Origin of the sequence: Endozoicomonas sp., from assembly GCF_965196975.1 — a bacterium.
Classification (GTDB): Bacteria; Pseudomonadota; Gammaproteobacteria; order Pseudomonadales; family Endozoicomonadaceae; genus Endozoicomonas.
In genome coordinates this window covers 5342915-5358610 of sequence record NZ_OZ239981.1, presented here as the reverse complement: position 1 = coordinate 5358610, position 15696 = coordinate 5342915, and the positions used below count along the sequence as shown (strand labels likewise).

The window sequence follows — 15696 nt, the reverse complement described above, 5'->3', positions numbered from 1 at the left end:
CAATAAATTTTCAACTTTTCTGGTCATAAACTGACCTGTATCACAGACACCTTTGAGGTGTTGCAGATACTCTCAATGTCGTTACAGACACTTTCGCATCGTTGTAGACATCGACCGTTGTATGAGCTTTAGCGCCTGAACAGAAAGCAATCTGATACCATTGTTCAGATTTACTACTCTGCTTTCACGGCAATACCGCTTACATCGCATAAAGCAACGGAAGCGGTACTGGGTCCACCTGATGAATCATCAGGCAGTATATGTATTTCAGGCCGAGGCAAAACGGTCAGAACAGAATTTTCTACAGCAACCTACCATCATCTCACAGCTTAATATGAAGTGATACTATATTACCGAAAATTCCCTGCATTGAGCCGTTTTACACCAACACAAAAAGCCATCTCCAGATTGGTCAGATTCTGCGACAACTTTTCCAAGCTCATATCCCTGCCACATGCATCCGCTAAGGCAGTAGTTCCTAACAAAATCACGAAAAAACCCATCCAGCCACAAGAGCCGAAGAAAATGGAAATCTTCATGATATAAGACAGACGCTACGTGCAAATACAGTTACTCAGACGATATAGCTCATACAACGGAAAAAAGGCCGGCGCCCTCGCAGGCACCAGCCACCTGAATCTATTATGCAACAGACTCGGGATTATGCAATGCTTTTATAGAAATTACTTGATTTCTACTTTAGCACCAGCTTCTTCCAGCTGCTTCTTCAGCTCTTCAGCTTCTTCTTTAGAAGCGCCTTCTTTCAGAGGAGCTGGAGCGCCGTCTACAACAGCTTTAGCTTCTTTCAGACCCAGGCCAGTAGCAGCACGTACTACCTTGATAACGTTAACTTTCTTGTCGCCAGCGTCAGCCAGGATTACGTCAAACTCAGTCTTCTCTTCAGCAGCAGCAGCAGCTTCAGCAGGAGCAGCAGCAACAGCAACAGCAGCAGCAGCAGAAACGCCGAACTTTTCTTCCATAGCGGAAACCAGTTCAACAACGTCCATTACAGACATTTCAGCGATTGCATTCAGGATATCTTCTTTGGACAGAGCCATCTCTATATCTCCAAAAATCTTGGTCGGGGCAAACAAAAAAAAGCAAGCCCCAAAATTTGTTTAAGCAAAAAAGCAAGAAAACCAATCCAGCAAGGATTAAGCGGCCTTCTTCTTCTCGTCGGCAACAGCTGCCACAACACGGGTAACGCTTGCAGGAATCTCGTTCAGAGTTCTTGCCAGCTTGGTTACCGGTGCGATCATTACGCTCATCAGCATTGCGCGAGCCTGATCCAGAGTAGGCATCTTGGCCAGAACGTCGATCTGTTCTGCACCCAGCAACTGTCCAGAAATAGACAGAGCTTTGATGTCCAGCTCTTTGTTCTCTTTGGCAAAATCTTTCATCAGACGCGCAGCGGCACCTGGATCTTCCATAGAGAAAGCAAGCACAGTAGGGCCTACCAGAACTTCCTGCAGGCACTGAAGATCAGTACCTTCTACAGCGCGCTTGGCCAGAGTGTTACGAACCACCTTCAGGTAGACGCCACCTTCACGAGCCTGCTTACGCAGAGCAGTCATTTGACTAACAGTAAGACCACGGTAGTCCGCGATTACAGCCGACAGAGCGCTTTGTGCAGCCTCGCTGACTTCGGCAACAATTGCCTTCTTGTCTTCGAGTCCTAACGCCATGGGCTTTACTCCAAATTTATGAAGTTTCACTTGATCGCTCATCAGCGACAAACCATCAAGCGCTTACAATACGGTGATGGGTGCACACTTTTGTCTTTCAAAAAGCATACTCACCGTCTACGCAGGAGATTAAGCCATCTACTTTTTGTCCTTCATCATGAAGAACCCTGTCGAAACAGGCACAGCATCCGACACCTGCGATCTTTGACGACCCCCGCAACAGCAGGGACCCCAAAGAAGGTTGCGACTGGCATCCTGCCAGCCAGAGACCTGGCAAGCCAGACCTCAGCAATTCTTTCTATCGCTTACGCAGACAGAGAGGACATGTCGATAGTCAGACCTGGACCCATGGTAGAGGACAGGGTAACTTTCTTCATGTAAACGCCTTTACTGGAAGAAGGCTTCAGCTTCTTCAGATCAACCAGCAGAGCTTCGACGTTCTGCTTCAGAGCAGCCGCTTCAAAGTCAATCTTGCCAACACCGGCGTGGATAATACCGTTCTTGTCAGTACGGAAACGTACCTGACCAGCTTTAGCGTTTTTAACGGCTTCAGCAACGTTAGGCGTTACAGTACCAACCTTAGGGTTAGGCATCAGGCCACGCGGACCCAGAATCTGACCCAGCTGACCAACAACACGCATCGCATCCGGAGAAGCGATAACTACGTCGAAATCCATCTGACCAGCTTTAACCTGCTCAGCCAGATCTTCCATACCAACCACTTCAGCACCCGCTTCTTTAGCGGCTTCAGCGTTAGCACCCTGAGTAAACACAGCTACACGAACGTCTTTACCAGTACCATTAGGCAGCACGGTAGAACCACGAACCACCTGATCAGATTTACGAGGATCTACACCCAGGTTCACAGAAACTTCGATAGTTTCCTTGAACTTGACGCTGGAGATCTCTTTCAGCAGACCTGCAGCTTCTTCAAAGCCGTAAGACTTGGTAGAGTCGATCTTTTCAGCGATCAGTTTTGCACGCTTTGACAACTTAGCCATTACTCAACACCCTCCACGATCAGACCCATGGAACGAGCTGAACCAGCAATGGTACGAACAGCCGCATCTTCGTCAGCAGCAGTCAGATCAGGCTCTTTGATCTTGGCAACTTCAAGCAGTTGCTCGCGAGTCACAGTACCAACTTTCTCGGTATTTGGACGACCAGAACCTTTCTTCAGCTTCAGAGTCTTCATCAGCAGAACAGAGGCAGGCGGAGTCTTGGTTTCAAAAGTGAAACTGCGATCACTGTATACAGTAATAACAACAGGAATCGGCATACCAGCATCCATTTTCTGGGTGCTTGCATTGAACGCCTTACAGAATTCCATGATGTTTACACCGTGCTGACCCAGAGCAGGACCAACAGGTGGAGATGGGTTTGCCTGTCCAGCAGGCACTTGAAGCTTAATATAAGCTTGTACTTTCTTGGCCATTTTTAACCTCTAAATGGGTCACAGCCTCATCCAACCCTCTTTCCCAGCCCTCTTTACACCAAGAGGCCCAAGGAGAAAAGCATCAAAATCCACGGCTACCCGTCTACAAAGCGCGGTAGTTTACAGAAATCATCCCGAAAGCACCAGCGCAAAAACACTTAAGATAATTGCAATTCACACAATCATCTCTTTTCAGCACACAGAAGAAGAAAGCAATCAGAGAAAAGCATTCAGCCAACCCCAAAAACTCCAACCCCTGAAAACACAAAACCCCGCTACCAGAACGGCAAACGGGGAATTGAGAGCAATCCGATCGACTTACACTTTTTCGACCTGGCCAAACTCAAGCTCTACAGGCGTTGAGCGACCAAAGATCATTACCGCCACCTGGAGACGACTTTTCTCGTAGTTAACGCCTTCCACCACACCATTAAAGTCAGCAAAAGGACCCTCGATAACACGAACCATCTCACCCGGCTCAAACAGCGTTTTAGGCCTTGGAGCCTCAGCACCTTCGTGCACACGACGCAGAATGGCGTCAGCTTCCTTTTCGGTAATCGGTGCAGGCTTATCAGCCGTACCACCAATAAAACCCATAACACGCGGCGTATCTTTAATCAGGTGCCACGAGTCTTCGTTCATCTCCATCTGGACTAACACATAGCCCGGGAAGAACTTCCTTTCACTCTTGCGCTTCTGGCCGTTCTTAATCTCTACCACTTCCTCGGTAGGCACCAGAATTTCGCCAAAATACTCTTCCATACCAAGACGCTTGATACGCTCATTCAGAGAGCGCAACACCTGCTTCTCGTATCCAGAGTAGGCATGAACCACATACCAACGTTTCGCCATGTCCTGTCCCTATCAAATCAGGCTGCTGATCATCCAGCCTAGCAGAGAATCGAGCCCCCACAAAATAAGACCCATCACTAACACGACAGCTACAACCACGAGCGTGGTTTGTACCGTCTCCTGACGAGTAGGCCAGACAACCTTGCGAATCTCGGTTTTGGCATCCTTCAACAACGTCCAGAAGGCACCACCCTTTACAGTCTGCAGAGCAACAAACCCGGCAACCGCCGCAATCACCAGCAGACCAACGACCCTGAGAAGGAGCGACTCAGCAGAGAAGTAATAATTACCGTAAACACCAACAGCGACCAGAATCGCCACAAGGCCCCACTTGAGACCATCCAGACGACCCGAAGTCGCAATTTCAGAATTTCCACTCATCAGCTTGATTTTCTCTATCTAGGCTTTCTTTAAAAGACCTTTAAAAAGACCTCTGAGAACAAGCATCCCAAGAGCTTGATCATTGGAAATGGCAGGCCAGGAGGGAATCGAACCCCCAACCCCCGGTTTTGGAGACCGGTGCTCTACCAATTGAACTACTGGCCTAAATCCTTATCACTCTGGATACAGAATCGGTGAATTATAATCATCATCTACCGACCTGAAAAGCCCTGCGGCTTATCGAGCGCAAAAAAACCAATCAGCACCCGAAAAAAAAAGAGACAACTGCCTCTCAAATATGGAGCTCTTAACCGGAATTGAACCGGTGACCTCATCCTTACCAAGGATGCGCTCTACCGACTGAGCTATAAGAGCATTCTTTTACAAAAAGACATGAACTGGAGCGGGTAGCGGGAATCGAACCCGCATCATCAGCTTGGAAGGCTGAGGTTCTACCATTGAACTATACCCGCACAAACAAAGTATTATTTATGCAGAAGCTTCTAGACATCCAAAGAATACAAGAGAAGCCAGCAGTCTCCAAGCATCAAGCATCATTTTTTTGACACCGCTTAACACGAGGAAGTGAAATCTGGTGGTGGGGGCTGGATTCGAACCAGCGAAGCTTTCGCGTCAGATTTACAGTCTGATCCCTTTGGCCACTCGGGAACCCCACCAGATGCTGCGCTATTTTATTCAGGAAGTTCTCTTTGTCAACCCAGCCTTTTTTTCCTCTTCAGCAACCTTCTTAATCGATCGCTTCCGCTTGCCGGCTTGGCTAACTGCCTCCCTGAGCAGCGAGGCGTATACTAGAGAAACTCTTTGTCCGTTGCAATGCTTTTACAACTCTTTTTTAACTTTTTCAGCTCAGGAAACTGGTCAGCGGCTTCATCCCAGAATGACGTACTCAGCTTTCCTTCTACCGCGGCATCCATCTCAAGCCACCACTGCTCAGGAACCCTGGGTAGAGACTTGATCGCAACTACATAGCCTGCATCCATTAAACGACGACTTACCGCTTTTGCAGACTCACTTCGCGAAAAAAGCCCCAGCGATATCCCATTGGCCAACTCACCCTGAGTAATCACAAAACTGTCAATTCTCTGGGCCTGAAGCTCTCTTAACAGCCGTATCGCTGCATCCCTGCTGGCCAGTGGCGGTATATGCACCCAGTAATCTTCCTGCTGACTGTTTTCATCCGCACGCTCTTTGCTGCTGACACCAACTGCAAAGAGCCGCTGCTGCAGCTCATCAACCTTAACCACATTCGCAAAAGGCCCAACGACCAGACATTCCTGAGCCTCCCCCCCTGAATACAGCGATGTATTCAAGGCGGGCTGCACCGCAATATCTTCACGACGAGACTGAAGAGATTCCTCAGTTTCAGTTAACAGGACCAGTCGCTCACCAGAGGCTTCTGTATAAGCATCATCATTCTCAGGCAACCAGTAACCAACCTTGGACTCCTGCCATGAGCCCCAGGCAAAGTAACTGATATTGGCAAACACAAGAAAAATTACTGTCAAACGCATCTTATAAAATGGAGTTACCCTTCCCCCTCATCTTCGAAGGCAAGACCCAAACCATCCATCACCAGCGCGGGATGATGATAACACTCACCCTGGATATAAGGCTGAATCAAAGTAGCATCCCCCCCCGTGAGATAAATGACGCACTCTTTTCCATAAGCCGCCTTATGCTGTAACTGTTGTGTATTAATCATTGCTACTGCCATGGCCAGAATACCGTTATTAATGCAGTCAGCACTGCTTGTTCCGGGAGTAACCGTTAACGCTTCAGCTTCTACCATGGGAAGTTGTGCTGTCTTGGTATGCAACATCCTCTTCATCAGGCCAACACCTGGTACTATATATCCTCCAAGGTGATTCCCGCTGCCACTCAGCAAGTCAATGGTAATGGCTGTACCACAACTCACCACCATTTTGCTGGAGGCCTCTTTACACTCAGCCCCGCCCACATGGTGGGCAGCAAGCATCGCCAGCCAACGATCAACGCCCAGACCAGGATAAGCAACCTGAACTCCCCGACACTGCTCTTTAACCTCGACCCTTAACAGGGATACATTAAAGTGCTGATTAACAGCAGCGCTCAGCAACGTAAAACGCTCATCACCCGATACAATGGATGCCCTGGCAGAATCGACCGGCCCAATTTGATCAAACAACCTCGGTAACTCGTACTGCCAGTCTTCGCTGTTTGTAAGAAAGCCACTGGAAATGATTTGGCCTTTATTCAGAAGTCGCCATTTTAATCGGCTATTGCCTGCATCCAACTCCAGAATTCTCATGTTATTTGCTCTTGCCACACTGGCTCTTTCCAAGTGTCGCGGCCTTTAACGAAACCTCACCGCCATTGAAAGTCATCATACCTTCACCCGTCTTCAATAACAGTCCGCCATGATCATTTATACCTGAAGCGACTCCGGAGACTGTTTTGCCCGATGCGTCCAGGACAACCTCATGTCCGGCAAACGCATCATAGTGTTCCCACTGCTCTTTAAAATGGCTAAAGCCCTGTAGGCTGAACTTATCCAGGGTACGACACAGTTCGTTAATCAACTCACTGGCTACCTGATTACGACTCACTGTAGCACCACAGACTCGCTGCATATCTACGGCCGGCTGGTTAATACCATTGATCTGTTTCTGGCTCAGAGCAATATTGACACCAATACCGATGATCACCTCACAGTCTCCGGTGGGGTCTCCGTGCACTTCCAACAGTATTCCACTCAGCTTCTGAAAACCGTTTGGAGATTTCCAAAGTACATCATTTGGCCACTTCAATTTGAGATCACTGCCACCACAGCGCTCCAGTGCTTTCAGCACACTCAACCCTACCGCCAGACTCAGCCCCTCCAGGGATGCCATACCCGCACTGTAAAACCAGCGTACAGACATACTGATGGTAGAGCCAAATGGGTTATCCCAGGATCGGCCCCGGCGACCACGCCCGCTGGTCTGGTACTCTGCCAGACACACCCCTTTTATTAAGGGGCTGGTAACAGGAATCTCTCTGACCAGATCATTGGTCGATGCGGTTTTCAGACAGGTATGGACGATAACCGCCTCTCTGACAGCGGGATCTAAAGCTTTGAGAATACGTTCATTATCAAGCAGCTCAACCCCAGGGTGTAGCCTGTACCCCCTGCCTTTGACTGAGTCAATCTGAAGACCAAGCTCTTCAAGCACTTTCAGCTTTTTCCAGATTGCTGCGCGACTGATACCCGACACACTACCCAGCTCTTCACCTGAGTGGAAACCGCCGTCAGCCAGAAGTTCTAATACCTTTTCCATTTATAGGAGTTCCACAGACCTGTCAGGAAGCTGAATAGTATATCAGGGTAGAACATTTAGCGGACCCAGCGCCTTTCTGATAGCTTCTCCCAAGAGCTCTGCTCTATACTGCATCTTCTCCAGACACTGACAAAAACAGATGGATCAGGGAAACAACAGATGAGTATTTTCAAGTCCCACATCACACGGATGAGCGCCTACACTCCGCCACTTGAAGGCAGAGACCCTCATCACCATCTGCTTTTGGATTTCAATGAAAGAACACGGCCTGTCAGTGAACATGTTAAACAGGCACTCATTAACTATATCAATGATGATCGCCTGCAGGTTTATCCATCCTATGGTGACCTGTCCCGAAAAATTGCAGACTACGCAGGCATCAATGAACCCCAGGTAATGATCACCAATGGCTCTGACCAGGGGATTGACATTATTATCCGTGCTGCCTGCACAGAAGATGATGAAATCATCATCCCCGGTCCAACCTTCGCCATGTACCATCAGTGCGCGAATATTGAAAGGCTGAACATTATTGAACCTGATTATACGCGTGAAACAGGCTTCCCAGTTAACGCAGTATTGGCCGCCATCACACCAAAAACCCGGTTGATTGTCATCGCAAACCCGAACAACCCCAGCGGCACCCAAATCAGTCGTGAAGATATTCTGACCATTGCCAGATCCGCACCGGATACCGCCCTGCTGGTTGATGAATGCTACTTTGAATATTCTCAGGCAACTGTTGCTGATGTGGTTATGGAATACTCCAATATTCTGATCACCCGCACATTCTCTAAAACCTGGGGCCTGCCTTCCATTCGGCTGGGCTACGTGATCAGCCACCCTGACAATATCAGCGCACTGCTGAATATTCGTGGCCCTTATGATGTTAACCAGTTTGCAGCCGTTGCCATCAGTGCTGCCTTAGACCACCCGGAGTATACCCATCAGTACGTCCGGGAAGTCATGGAAGAATCAAAACCGTTGTTTGAGCAGTTCCTTGATCAACAGGGCATCCCCTTTTGGCCCAGCGCAGCCAATTTCATCTGGGCATTTCCGGATAACCCTGATGTCATCGAACAGCACCTGCGCAGCCATGGCATCCTTGTTCGCCCCAAGCCTGACCAGGCTGGGCGCAAAGGCCTGAGAATAACACTGGGTGATATTGCCCAGACCCGGCAGCTGATAGACAGGATTCAGGAGGTGCTTTCTACCACTGGAGACTTTTGATCAGCTAAAGGTTCATGGCTGGCTGAAGGTCCTTCCAACTCACGCACGTCATGTGTCATGCGCATTGGGCAGAAGTTTGGTCCACACATTGAACAGAAGCCCGCATCTTTGGCGCTGTCCTGAGGAAGGGTTTCATCGTGGTAGGCTTTCGCAGTATCCGGGTCCAGGGCCAGGTTAAACTGGTCCTCCCAGCGAAACTCAAAACGGGCACGGGAAAGTGCATCATCTCTTAGCTGGGCTCCCGGATGACCTTTCGCGACATCTGCCGCATGAGCAGCAATTTTGTAAGCAATCAGCCCCTGCTTAACATCCTCACGATTGGGTAGACCAAGATGCTCTTTTGGCGTCACATAACAGAGCATCGCACAGCCAAACCAGCCGATCATCGCCGCACCAATCCCGGAAGTAATGTGGTCATAGCCAGGAGCAATATCTGTTGTTAGAGGACCCAGTGTGTAGAAAGGAGCCTCATTACAATACTCAAGCTGTTTATCCATATTTTCCTGAATCAGGTGCATCGGAACATGACCCGGTCCTTCAATCATCACCTGCACATCATGCTCCCAGGCTTTCCTGGTAAGTTCACCTAACGTTTTCAGTTCAGCAAACTGTGCAGCATCATTGGCGTCAGCAACAGACCCCGGACGAAGTCCATCCCCCAATGAAAGAGTAATGTCGTATGCTTTGCATATTTCGCAAATCTCATCGAAATGCTCATACAAAAAGTTTTCCCGGTCATGAATCTCACACCACTGCCCGAGTATTCCACCTCCCCTGGACACAATACCGGTCAAACGATCAGCCGTTAGTTTTACATGATCTCTCAATGTTCCTGCGTGAATCGTAAAGTAATCGACCCCCTGCTCTGCCTGCTCAATCAATGTGTCTTTCATCACCTCCCAGTTAAGATCCTCTACCTTGCCATTTACTTTCTCCAGTGTTTGATAAATAGGCACTGTACCAATCGGTACCGGAGAGTTTCTTAAAATCCACTCCCGGGTTTCATGGATATTCTTACCTGTAGAAAGATCCATCACCGTATCGGCACCCCAGCGCGTTGCCCAGAGCAACTTTTCAACCTCTTCCTCAATGGTGGACGTCACTGGAGAATTACCAATATTGGCATTGACCTTTACCAGAAAGTTACGACCGATGATCATTGGCTCCGTTTCGGGATGATTAATGTTAGCGGGTATAACAGCACGGCCTGATGCGACCTCCTGACGAACAAAGTCCGGAGTTATCTTCGATACTTCTGGGCGCCCCATGTTTTCCCTGATCGCTATATATTCCATCTCTGGTGTGATGATTCCCTTCCTTGCATAGTGGAGCTGAGTTACATTTCTTCCGGGAAGGGCACACCTGACAGAAACAGGCGACTGAAAACGCAACGGCTCAACCTGAATATCTTGTTTTCGTCGCAATGCGTACTTTGAAGAATGGGCACTTTGCTCTTCTGAGTCTTCACGCCCCAGTATCCATTCTGAACGGATAGGCTGCAGCCCCTGCAGCAGATCCAGAGTGTATTCTGGATCAGTATAAGGACCAGATGTGTCATAAACCCGAACGGCAGATTCAGTTGCCAACTTACTGAACTCCCCATTCCTCTGCCCAATCGTTATTTCTCGCAGGCCTACACGAATATTATGGCGACTGCCGGCGAGGTAAATTTTTCTTGAAGCAGGAAATGGACGACAAGCTTCTGCCAGAAGCGATTGACTGTCAGAAATTGGGGCATTCGTCTGAACATTCTGACGGTGAGAGTTACAAGCCATGTATATCCCTTATCTATTATTATGTGTATGGCTTGCCGGTGTTGCTTTAGAAAAAAAGAGTAAAAGAAGGGCAATAATATCAGGCATTACTGATGCATTGTTGACCTAAAGAGTGATCGACCATCCAACAAAACGATATCGATCTCTATTCTCTTTTCTTGTTCCCTTCGCAGGTATTATCCTGGGCAGGTTCAACGGATTTGCTGCAAATAACTCCGATAAAATGCAGCGATCTCAGCTATACGCACTCCGACAAGATGCAAGGATTATAAGGGTGCCCCCCCTGGAAAAATAGTACCAATCCCCCTTTTCAGGAATAATCACCATTCAGTTCTTTTAGTAACTTGCCCATGTATTCTCTAAGGTAATCAGAATTCCGCTCTGCCATCCTGCGTCCGGCATTTGTTTGCATAGTTTCTGACAACTTCAGCAGTTTTACCTGAAAATGATCCAGAGCATATTCACGATCATCAAGCGCTCGATGTTCGGCTAGAGGGTCCTCAGGATCAAACATCTTTCGCCGCAGGAGACCCGATGTATAAAAAACCCGGGCTAAACCAATTGCACCAAGAGCCTCCATCCGATCAGCATCCTGTACAACTTTTGCTTCGATAGTTTCGGGCACAATGCCAGCAGAATAGCTGTGACTTTCCACTGAGTGACATACGTTATCAATTAATTCACAAGGGAACCCCATATCCTCAAGACAGGTTCTGGTTTTTATCGCAGCGAGCGAAGACGCCCTGGACCGCTCAGGATGATCTTTTGGCAAAACCACAATATCGTGAAAATAGCAGGCAGCGAGAACTACCAGTCGATTCACAACTACCTGCTCCTGATCCATTATCTGCTGTGCAGTTTTCCAGACTCGCTGAAAATGAGAAAAGTCATGAGAGTCATCATCATTATCGTGATCCATGGATCTTAGACAGATGATAATTTGCTGTTCCCAGCGGTACAGTGTTTCTTTGGAAGTATTGACCATGAAGTTACAAAAAAGGCAATGGATGATTGAAAGTTGGAAAATATTTTTTGATGCCAAGCATCAGAATTGTACTGCCAATAAAAATACTTTTCAGATATTTGCTATCTGTTCACACATAAAGGGAAAGGCATTATCAGTATCTAAAAACTGCCTTGAAAATGGGCAGGTCATCAAGTAGGGATAAGAAGGGATTGTTATATTGTGATAAAGTGCAATGGATAGCGTCATGCAGGGGATTGAATACGATATCTTGCGACTGTACAAGTACTCCAGCCTTCAAAACGATCGAGCGTCATTCCAAGCTGCTGCATCACTCCTTGAGCAAACTCATTATTCGGAGTTGTATAAGAAATAATCTCATCAATACCCAGCTGGATAAACCCAAATTGAGTGACAGCCTCAACGGCCTCAAGCACTAAGCCTCTGCCACGATACTCTGGGAGGAAACGCCAGCTCATTTCGATATGTTTACCGTAAGGTGAAAAACCACAATAACCTATTAACTGATTGTTTTCTTTGAAGACAACAGCCCAGCGAGACCAGCCCCATTTGTCGAGCTCAGCCTGATACCGCCATAGTTCAGTTTCTGCCAGACTGCCCGGTTCCTTTGCCATAACATCAGGATGGCTTGAAGGTGTTTCTCCTAATAGAGCAGAGTAGGCATCTGCATCTTGTAGCTGCCAGGTGCGAAGTATCAGGCGAGGCGTATCTGTAACAATCAACACGGTATAAACATCTCCAGAAATGTCTCTGAACAATTGGACAATTAAACGATCCAAAAAGTTCTCTCTATGCAGACACTAGAACAAAATAATTAATTGATTTTTTTCGTTTTTTTCTCAATAAACACTATTTACTAAAGACAGGAATACAGTGATATTAAGAGTCATCAGATGATTAAAACATGGAGCAACGTCATTAGGGATTGAGAACCTTGGAAAAGGACCTTTTAAAAAGCCCCCTTCCAATAAGGACGTGTATTTGTATCTAGGGCCGTAAAGTCTAGCTACAAAATATTAGTGTATCCGGACTGCCAAAAGTTCCCTTTATAAAAACTAAAGCCTTAACCTAAAAATGCAGTACCCTTAACCCCTAAAAAAGTAAGGCATTTATATCAACTCTTAAAGTCAGCGCTCAATATCAAATTCTGTCTCTAAAATGAGCACTATCCAAATCCAAATCAGGCCCTTTGGGAATTATCTGGGTCGGATTTACCCCAGTATGACTGTAATAGTAGTGTCGTTTTATGTGATCAAAATCTGTTATTTCTCTAACACCCGAAACCTGATAAAGCTCTTTTAAATACCCCTGAAGATTTAAATAGTCTGCAATGCGTTTTTTATTGCACTTAAAATGACCGACATAAACGGCATCGAAGCGAACCAGCGTTGTAAAGAGTCGCCAATCAGCCTCGGTAATTTTAACACCTGCAAGATACCGATTTTTTGTCAGATGAGCATCTACCCGATCCAGTGCTGAAAACAGATTATCAAACGCTTTCTCGTAGGCCATCTGGCTGGTTGCAAAGCCACAGCGATAAACTCCGTTATTAATGTTCTCATAAACAATATTATTCCAGTGTTCAATATCATTCCTGAGCTGTTCTGGATAATAATCATCACGATTCCCGGTAAGCTCATTAAACTCGGAATTAAACATTCTGATAATTTCAGAGGACTCATTACTGACAATAGTATTGTGTTTTTTATCCCACAGCACTGGTACCGTGACCCGCCCGGTATAATCGGGCTTGGCCTGAGTGTAGACCTGATGCATTCGGGTAAACCCAAAGAGAAGATCTGGCGAACTCATTTCCCAACCTTCTGAAAGCATATCCGGGGATACAACAGTAACCTCAATATGTGTTGCCAGATCTTTCAACTCCCTGAAAATCAATGTTCGGTGAGCCCAAGGGCAGGCCAGGGATACATAAAGATGATACCTCCCTGATTCCGGCTGAAACCGGGCAGATGGCTCATTTTTGATCCAGCCACGAAACCCGGCATCTTCACGGATAAACTCACCGTTACTGGCTTCAGTATCATACCACTCGTCCCGCCATACCCCTTTCACTAACCTGCCCATATTTACTCCAACACACTCTGCCTGATAAACAATAACTACATTATAAATAAGGCCTGAATTCCTTAAACCGGAAAAAACTGACCATTGAATTCATTTATTTTGAACCAATGAAATCTTCCCAGAAAACAGATAAACCAATCCAATGAAAAAGTCTTACCGTATAGGCAGTTATAAGTGAAGATGCGTTAATGAACATGTCACTTATGCTTCAGGGGGACTGTACAGTAATGCCTGACTTCAGCGACTGACAGACAAAGGAACTGCTGGTAACTGGCGATATTCGTTAGTACTGTACTTCTAACGTAAAGTGGAGAATAACAAGTGGCTATCGTTTCCATACCTGAGCCTGAAAAGCAGATCACACTGGGAATCAGCTCTTGCCTTTTAGGCCATAAAGTACGCTACAACGGGGGACACAAACGTTCATCTTTTTGTGTTAACACTCTCGATAACTTCTTTCTCTTTGAGCCGGTCTGCCCTGAGATGGCTATAGGACTGGGAACCCCCAGAGAGCCCATCCGGCTGGTAGGTGAACTGGCTGAAACATCACAAACTTCTCGGCAGAGTTCATCGTCTGCTCCAGATAAACAGTTGAAAGTCCGAGTCGTCGGCACTGAAAATTCCAGTTTGGATGTAACCGATGCTTTAGAAAATTATGGTCATGAAATGTCTGACCAGCTCTCCCATATTTGCGGCTACATCCTGATGCAGAAGTCTCCCAGCTGTGGAATGGAAAGGGTTAAGGTATACCATGAAAATGGTCACCCACTGGGGGAAAGTGCGCCCGGAGCCTATGCCAAGGCATTTATGGATAACAACCCATTATTGCCCGTAGAGGAAGAAGGCAGACTCCACGATCCAATTCTCTGTGAAAATTTTTTCACACGAGTCTACGCCTATGATCGCTGGCAGAGAGCCGTATTGGCAGAGCCATCTTATGCAGCACTGGTCGACTTTCACTCTACTCACAAATACATGATCATGGCCCATTATCCCCAGGGGTATGAGTTGCTGGGTCAAATCGTGGCCAAAGGCAGTAAAGCGTCTCTGGATGAGCTGCTGAATGAGTATCTCCTGAACTTTATAAATGCCCTTAAACGACGTGCAAATCGAAAATCGCACACCAATGCCATGATGCACATCCTCGGATATGTTAAAAAGAGTGTCGATGGTAAAGAAAGAAACCAGCTTCTGAAGTTGATTGAAGAGTACCGTCAGGAAATGGTGCCTCTCATTGCCCCAATGACCATGCTGCGGCATTTTATCGAAAATCATGGCAGTGAATACATTCAACGGCAAACCTACCTGACTCCTCACCCGGATCAGCTGGGCTTACGAAACCGGATCTAATACCAATCGTGCTTTCTAACTCCCGTTATGAGCAAGAAGATTTGAGCCTTAAGACAAGGCGACGATCGGCAACGCAGGATTAAGGCCCAGCTCTTCAGCGCAATAGGGAGTCAGAAGGTTCTGATTGGTATAATAAGTAAAGAGGAAAAGGAAACAAGATGTCCATTTGGAAAAGGCCCTACAACCCTGACACAGCCGTATTCAAAGAGAATATGTGTGACTATGTAGGCATTGAAATTACAGAAGTGGGTGAAGACTTTCTGCGTGGCACAATGCCAGTTGACCGCAGAACCATCCAGCCCATGGGATTGCTCCATGGTGGGGCCTCTGTCGTTCTCGCTGAAACACTGGGCAGTATTGCCGCCAACCTGTGCTGTGAAGACGGAGCCTATTGTGTTGGTCTGGAAATCAATGCCAACCATCTTCGATCAGCCACCTCTGGAAAAGTGACCGGCACAACCCGGCCGATCCATATCGGCCGCAGTACCCAGGTATGGGAAATTAAAATTGAGGATGATAAGGGTAGGCCCACTTGCATATCCCGCATTACCATGGCAACAAAGAAGATGTAATTATCTCCCTATCTCAGACTTCCCACCAC

The 15696-nt window shown here is 47.1% G+C and carries 18 protein-coding genes, 4 tRNA genes and 1 riboswitch; of the genes, 4 read left to right on the top strand and 18 right to left on the bottom strand.

The window, feature by feature from the left end:
- Positions 1-350 precede the first annotated feature (350 nt).
- The 14 genes from ACOCLE_RS23855 to birA form a co-directional block, all read right to left on the bottom strand.
- A complete protein-coding gene (locus tag ACOCLE_RS23855) occupies positions 351-539 on the bottom strand; it encodes a hypothetical protein (RefSeq protein WP_419534533.1) in 189 nt (62 codons plus the stop codon).
- Between the two features lie 144 nt (positions 540-683).
- Entirely contained in the window at positions 684-1058 is a 375-nt protein-coding gene (gene rplL, locus ACOCLE_RS23850; RefSeq protein WP_066016060.1) for a 50S ribosomal protein L7/L12, read from the bottom strand.
- A 96-nt stretch (positions 1059-1154) separates the two neighbouring features.
- Positions 1155-1685, bottom strand: coding sequence for a 50S ribosomal protein L10 (gene rplJ / locus ACOCLE_RS23845; RefSeq protein ID WP_066016064.1), 531 nt, complete (start codon positions 1683-1685; stop codon positions 1155-1157).
- Between the two features lie 305 nt (positions 1686-1990).
- Positions 1991-2686, bottom strand: a complete 696-nt coding sequence (rplA, locus tag ACOCLE_RS23840; RefSeq protein ID WP_419534532.1) for a 50S ribosomal protein L1 — start codon at positions 2684-2686, stop codon at positions 1991-1993.
- A complete protein-coding gene (rplK, locus tag ACOCLE_RS23835) occupies positions 2686-3120 on the bottom strand; it encodes a 50S ribosomal protein L11 (protein ID WP_020581778.1) in 435 nt (144 codons plus the stop codon). Before rplK ends, rplA begins: the two co-directional genes overlap by 1 nt.
- 318 nt (positions 3121-3438) lie before the next feature.
- On the bottom strand, positions 3439-3972 hold the full coding sequence (gene nusG / locus ACOCLE_RS23830) for a transcription termination/antitermination protein NusG (RefSeq protein ID WP_101748382.1): 534 nt from the start codon (positions 3970-3972) through the stop codon (positions 3439-3441).
- Positions 3973-3984: 12 nt separating this feature from the next.
- Positions 3985-4353, bottom strand: a complete 369-nt coding sequence (gene secE / locus ACOCLE_RS23825) for a preprotein translocase subunit SecE (RefSeq protein WP_419534531.1) — start codon at positions 4351-4353, stop codon at positions 3985-3987.
- 89 nt (positions 4354-4442) lie between these two features.
- Positions 4443-4518, bottom strand: a tRNA-Trp gene (locus ACOCLE_RS23820).
- A 134-nt stretch (positions 4519-4652) separates the two neighbouring features.
- Positions 4653-4728, bottom strand: a tRNA-Thr gene (locus ACOCLE_RS23815).
- Between the two features lie 24 nt (positions 4729-4752).
- A tRNA-Gly gene (locus ACOCLE_RS23810) sits at positions 4753-4826 on the bottom strand.
- A 120-nt stretch (positions 4827-4946) separates the two neighbouring features.
- A tRNA-Tyr gene (locus ACOCLE_RS23805) sits at positions 4947-5030 on the bottom strand.
- A 132-nt stretch (positions 5031-5162) separates the two neighbouring features.
- Positions 5163-5885, bottom strand: coding sequence for an SPOR domain-containing protein (locus ACOCLE_RS23800; protein WP_419534530.1), 723 nt, complete (start codon positions 5883-5885; stop codon positions 5163-5165).
- 14 nt (positions 5886-5899) lie between these two features.
- The gene (locus ACOCLE_RS23795) at positions 5900-6661 is read right to left on the bottom strand and encodes a type III pantothenate kinase (protein ID WP_419534529.1); all 762 of its coding nucleotides are present in this window, start codon (positions 6659-6661) and stop codon (positions 5900-5902) included.
- A gap of 1 nt (position 6662) precedes the next feature.
- The gene (birA, locus tag ACOCLE_RS23790) at positions 6663-7670 is read right to left on the bottom strand and encodes a bifunctional biotin--[acetyl-CoA-carboxylase] ligase/biotin operon repressor BirA (protein WP_419534528.1); all 1008 of its coding nucleotides are present in this window, start codon (positions 7668-7670) and stop codon (positions 6663-6665) included.
- 159 nt (positions 7671-7829) lie between these two features.
- Between birA and ACOCLE_RS23785 the strand changes: the two genes are divergently transcribed.
- Complete coding sequence (locus ACOCLE_RS23785; RefSeq protein WP_419534527.1) at positions 7830-8900, top strand: pyridoxal phosphate-dependent aminotransferase; 1071 nt, start codon at positions 7830-7832, stop codon at positions 8898-8900.
- On the opposite strand, the gene thiC is transcribed toward ACOCLE_RS23785, so the two are convergent.
- Together thiC and ACOCLE_RS23775 are read right to left on the bottom strand one after the other, a co-directional pair.
- Positions 8867-10675, bottom strand: coding sequence for a phosphomethylpyrimidine synthase ThiC (gene thiC / locus ACOCLE_RS23780; protein ID WP_419534526.1), 1809 nt, complete (start codon positions 10673-10675; stop codon positions 8867-8869). The genes ACOCLE_RS23785 and thiC overlap by 34 nt on opposite strands.
- 145 nt (positions 10676-10820) lie before the next feature.
- Positions 10821-10937, bottom strand: a riboswitch (TPP riboswitch).
- A gap of 48 nt (positions 10938-10985) precedes the next feature.
- Positions 10986-11594 carry a phosphohydrolase gene (locus tag ACOCLE_RS23775; RefSeq protein ID WP_419534525.1) on the bottom strand — a complete coding sequence of 203 codons (609 nt, stop codon included), beginning with the start codon at positions 11592-11594 and terminating at the stop codon, positions 10986-10988.
- A gap of 64 nt (positions 11595-11658) precedes the next feature.
- On the opposite strand from ACOCLE_RS23775, the gene ACOCLE_RS23770 reads away from it, so the two are divergent.
- Complete coding sequence (locus tag ACOCLE_RS23770) at positions 11659-11838, top strand: hypothetical protein (RefSeq protein ID WP_419534524.1); 180 nt, start codon at positions 11659-11661, stop codon at positions 11836-11838.
- 46 nt (positions 11839-11884) lie between these two features.
- On the opposite strand, the gene ACOCLE_RS23765 is transcribed toward ACOCLE_RS23770, so the two are convergent.
- The gene (locus ACOCLE_RS23765) at positions 11885-12439 is read right to left on the bottom strand and encodes a GNAT family N-acetyltransferase (RefSeq protein ID WP_419534523.1); all 555 of its coding nucleotides are present in this window, start codon (positions 12437-12439) and stop codon (positions 11885-11887) included.
- Between the two features lie 361 nt (positions 12440-12800).
- Positions 12801-13745 (bottom strand): glutathione S-transferase family protein, encoded by a 945-nt coding sequence (locus ACOCLE_RS23760; RefSeq protein ID WP_419534522.1) that lies wholly within the window; start codon positions 13743-13745, stop codon positions 12801-12803.
- A 321-nt stretch (positions 13746-14066) separates the two neighbouring features.
- Here ACOCLE_RS23760 and ACOCLE_RS23755 point away from each other — a divergent pair, with 321 nt between their 5' ends.
- Entirely contained in the window at positions 14067-15095 is a 1029-nt protein-coding gene (locus ACOCLE_RS23755) for a YbgA family protein (RefSeq protein ID WP_419534521.1), read from the top strand.
- Between the two features lie 158 nt (positions 15096-15253).
- A complete protein-coding gene (locus tag ACOCLE_RS23750; protein ID WP_419534520.1) occupies positions 15254-15667 on the top strand; it encodes a hotdog fold thioesterase in 414 nt (137 codons plus the stop codon).
- Positions 15668-15696 lie beyond the last annotated feature (29 nt).

Bases quoted from the DNA above. Each gene is read 5' to 3' on its own strand.
- ACOCLE_RS23855 (WP_419534533.1), bottom strand. From the start codon at position 539: ATGAAGATTTCCATTTTCTTCGGCTCTTGTGGCTGGATGGGTTTTTTC.
- rplL (WP_066016060.1), bottom strand. From the start codon at position 1,058: ATGGCTCTGTCCAAAGAAGATATCCTGAATGCAATCGCTGAAATGTCT.
- rplJ (WP_066016064.1), bottom strand. From the start codon at position 1,685: ATGGCGTTAGGACTCGAAGACAAGAAGGCAATTGTTGCCGAAGTCAGC.
- rplA (WP_419534532.1), bottom strand. From the start codon at position 2,686: ATGGCTAAGTTGTCAAAGCGTGCAAAACTGATCGCTGAAAAGATCGAC.
- rplK (WP_020581778.1), bottom strand. From the start codon at position 3,120: ATGGCCAAGAAAGTACAAGCTTATATTAAGCTTCAAGTGCCTGCTGGA.
- nusG (WP_101748382.1), bottom strand. From the start codon at position 3,972: ATGGCGAAACGTTGGTATGTGGTTCATGCCTACTCTGGATACGAGAAG.
- secE (WP_419534531.1), bottom strand. From the start codon at position 4,353: ATGAGTGGAAATTCTGAAATTGCGACTTCGGGTCGTCTGGATGGTCTC.
- ACOCLE_RS23800 (WP_419534530.1), bottom strand. From the start codon at position 5,885: ATGCGTTTGACAGTAATTTTTCTTGTGTTTGCCAATATCAGTTACTTT.
- ACOCLE_RS23795 (WP_419534529.1), bottom strand. From the start codon at position 6,661: ATGAGAATTCTGGAGTTGGATGCAGGCAATAGCCGATTAAAATGGCGA.
- birA (WP_419534528.1), bottom strand. From the start codon at position 7,670: ATGGAAAAGGTATTAGAACTTCTGGCTGACGGCGGTTTCCACTCAGGT.
- ACOCLE_RS23785 (WP_419534527.1), top strand. From the start codon at position 7,830: ATGAGTATTTTCAAGTCCCACATCACACGGATGAGCGCCTACACTCCG.
- thiC (WP_419534526.1), bottom strand. From the start codon at position 10,675: ATGGCTTGTAACTCTCACCGTCAGAATGTTCAGACGAATGCCCCAATT.
- ACOCLE_RS23775 (WP_419534525.1), bottom strand. From the start codon at position 11,594: ATGGATCACGATAATGATGATGACTCTCATGACTTTTCTCATTTTCAG.
- ACOCLE_RS23770 (WP_419534524.1), top strand. From the start codon at position 11,659: ATGAAGTTACAAAAAAGGCAATGGATGATTGAAAGTTGGAAAATATTT.
- ACOCLE_RS23760 (WP_419534522.1), bottom strand. From the start codon at position 13,745: ATGGGCAGGTTAGTGAAAGGGGTATGGCGGGACGAGTGGTATGATACT.
- ACOCLE_RS23750 (WP_419534520.1), top strand. From the start codon at position 15,254: ATGTCCATTTGGAAAAGGCCCTACAACCCTGACACAGCCGTATTCAAA.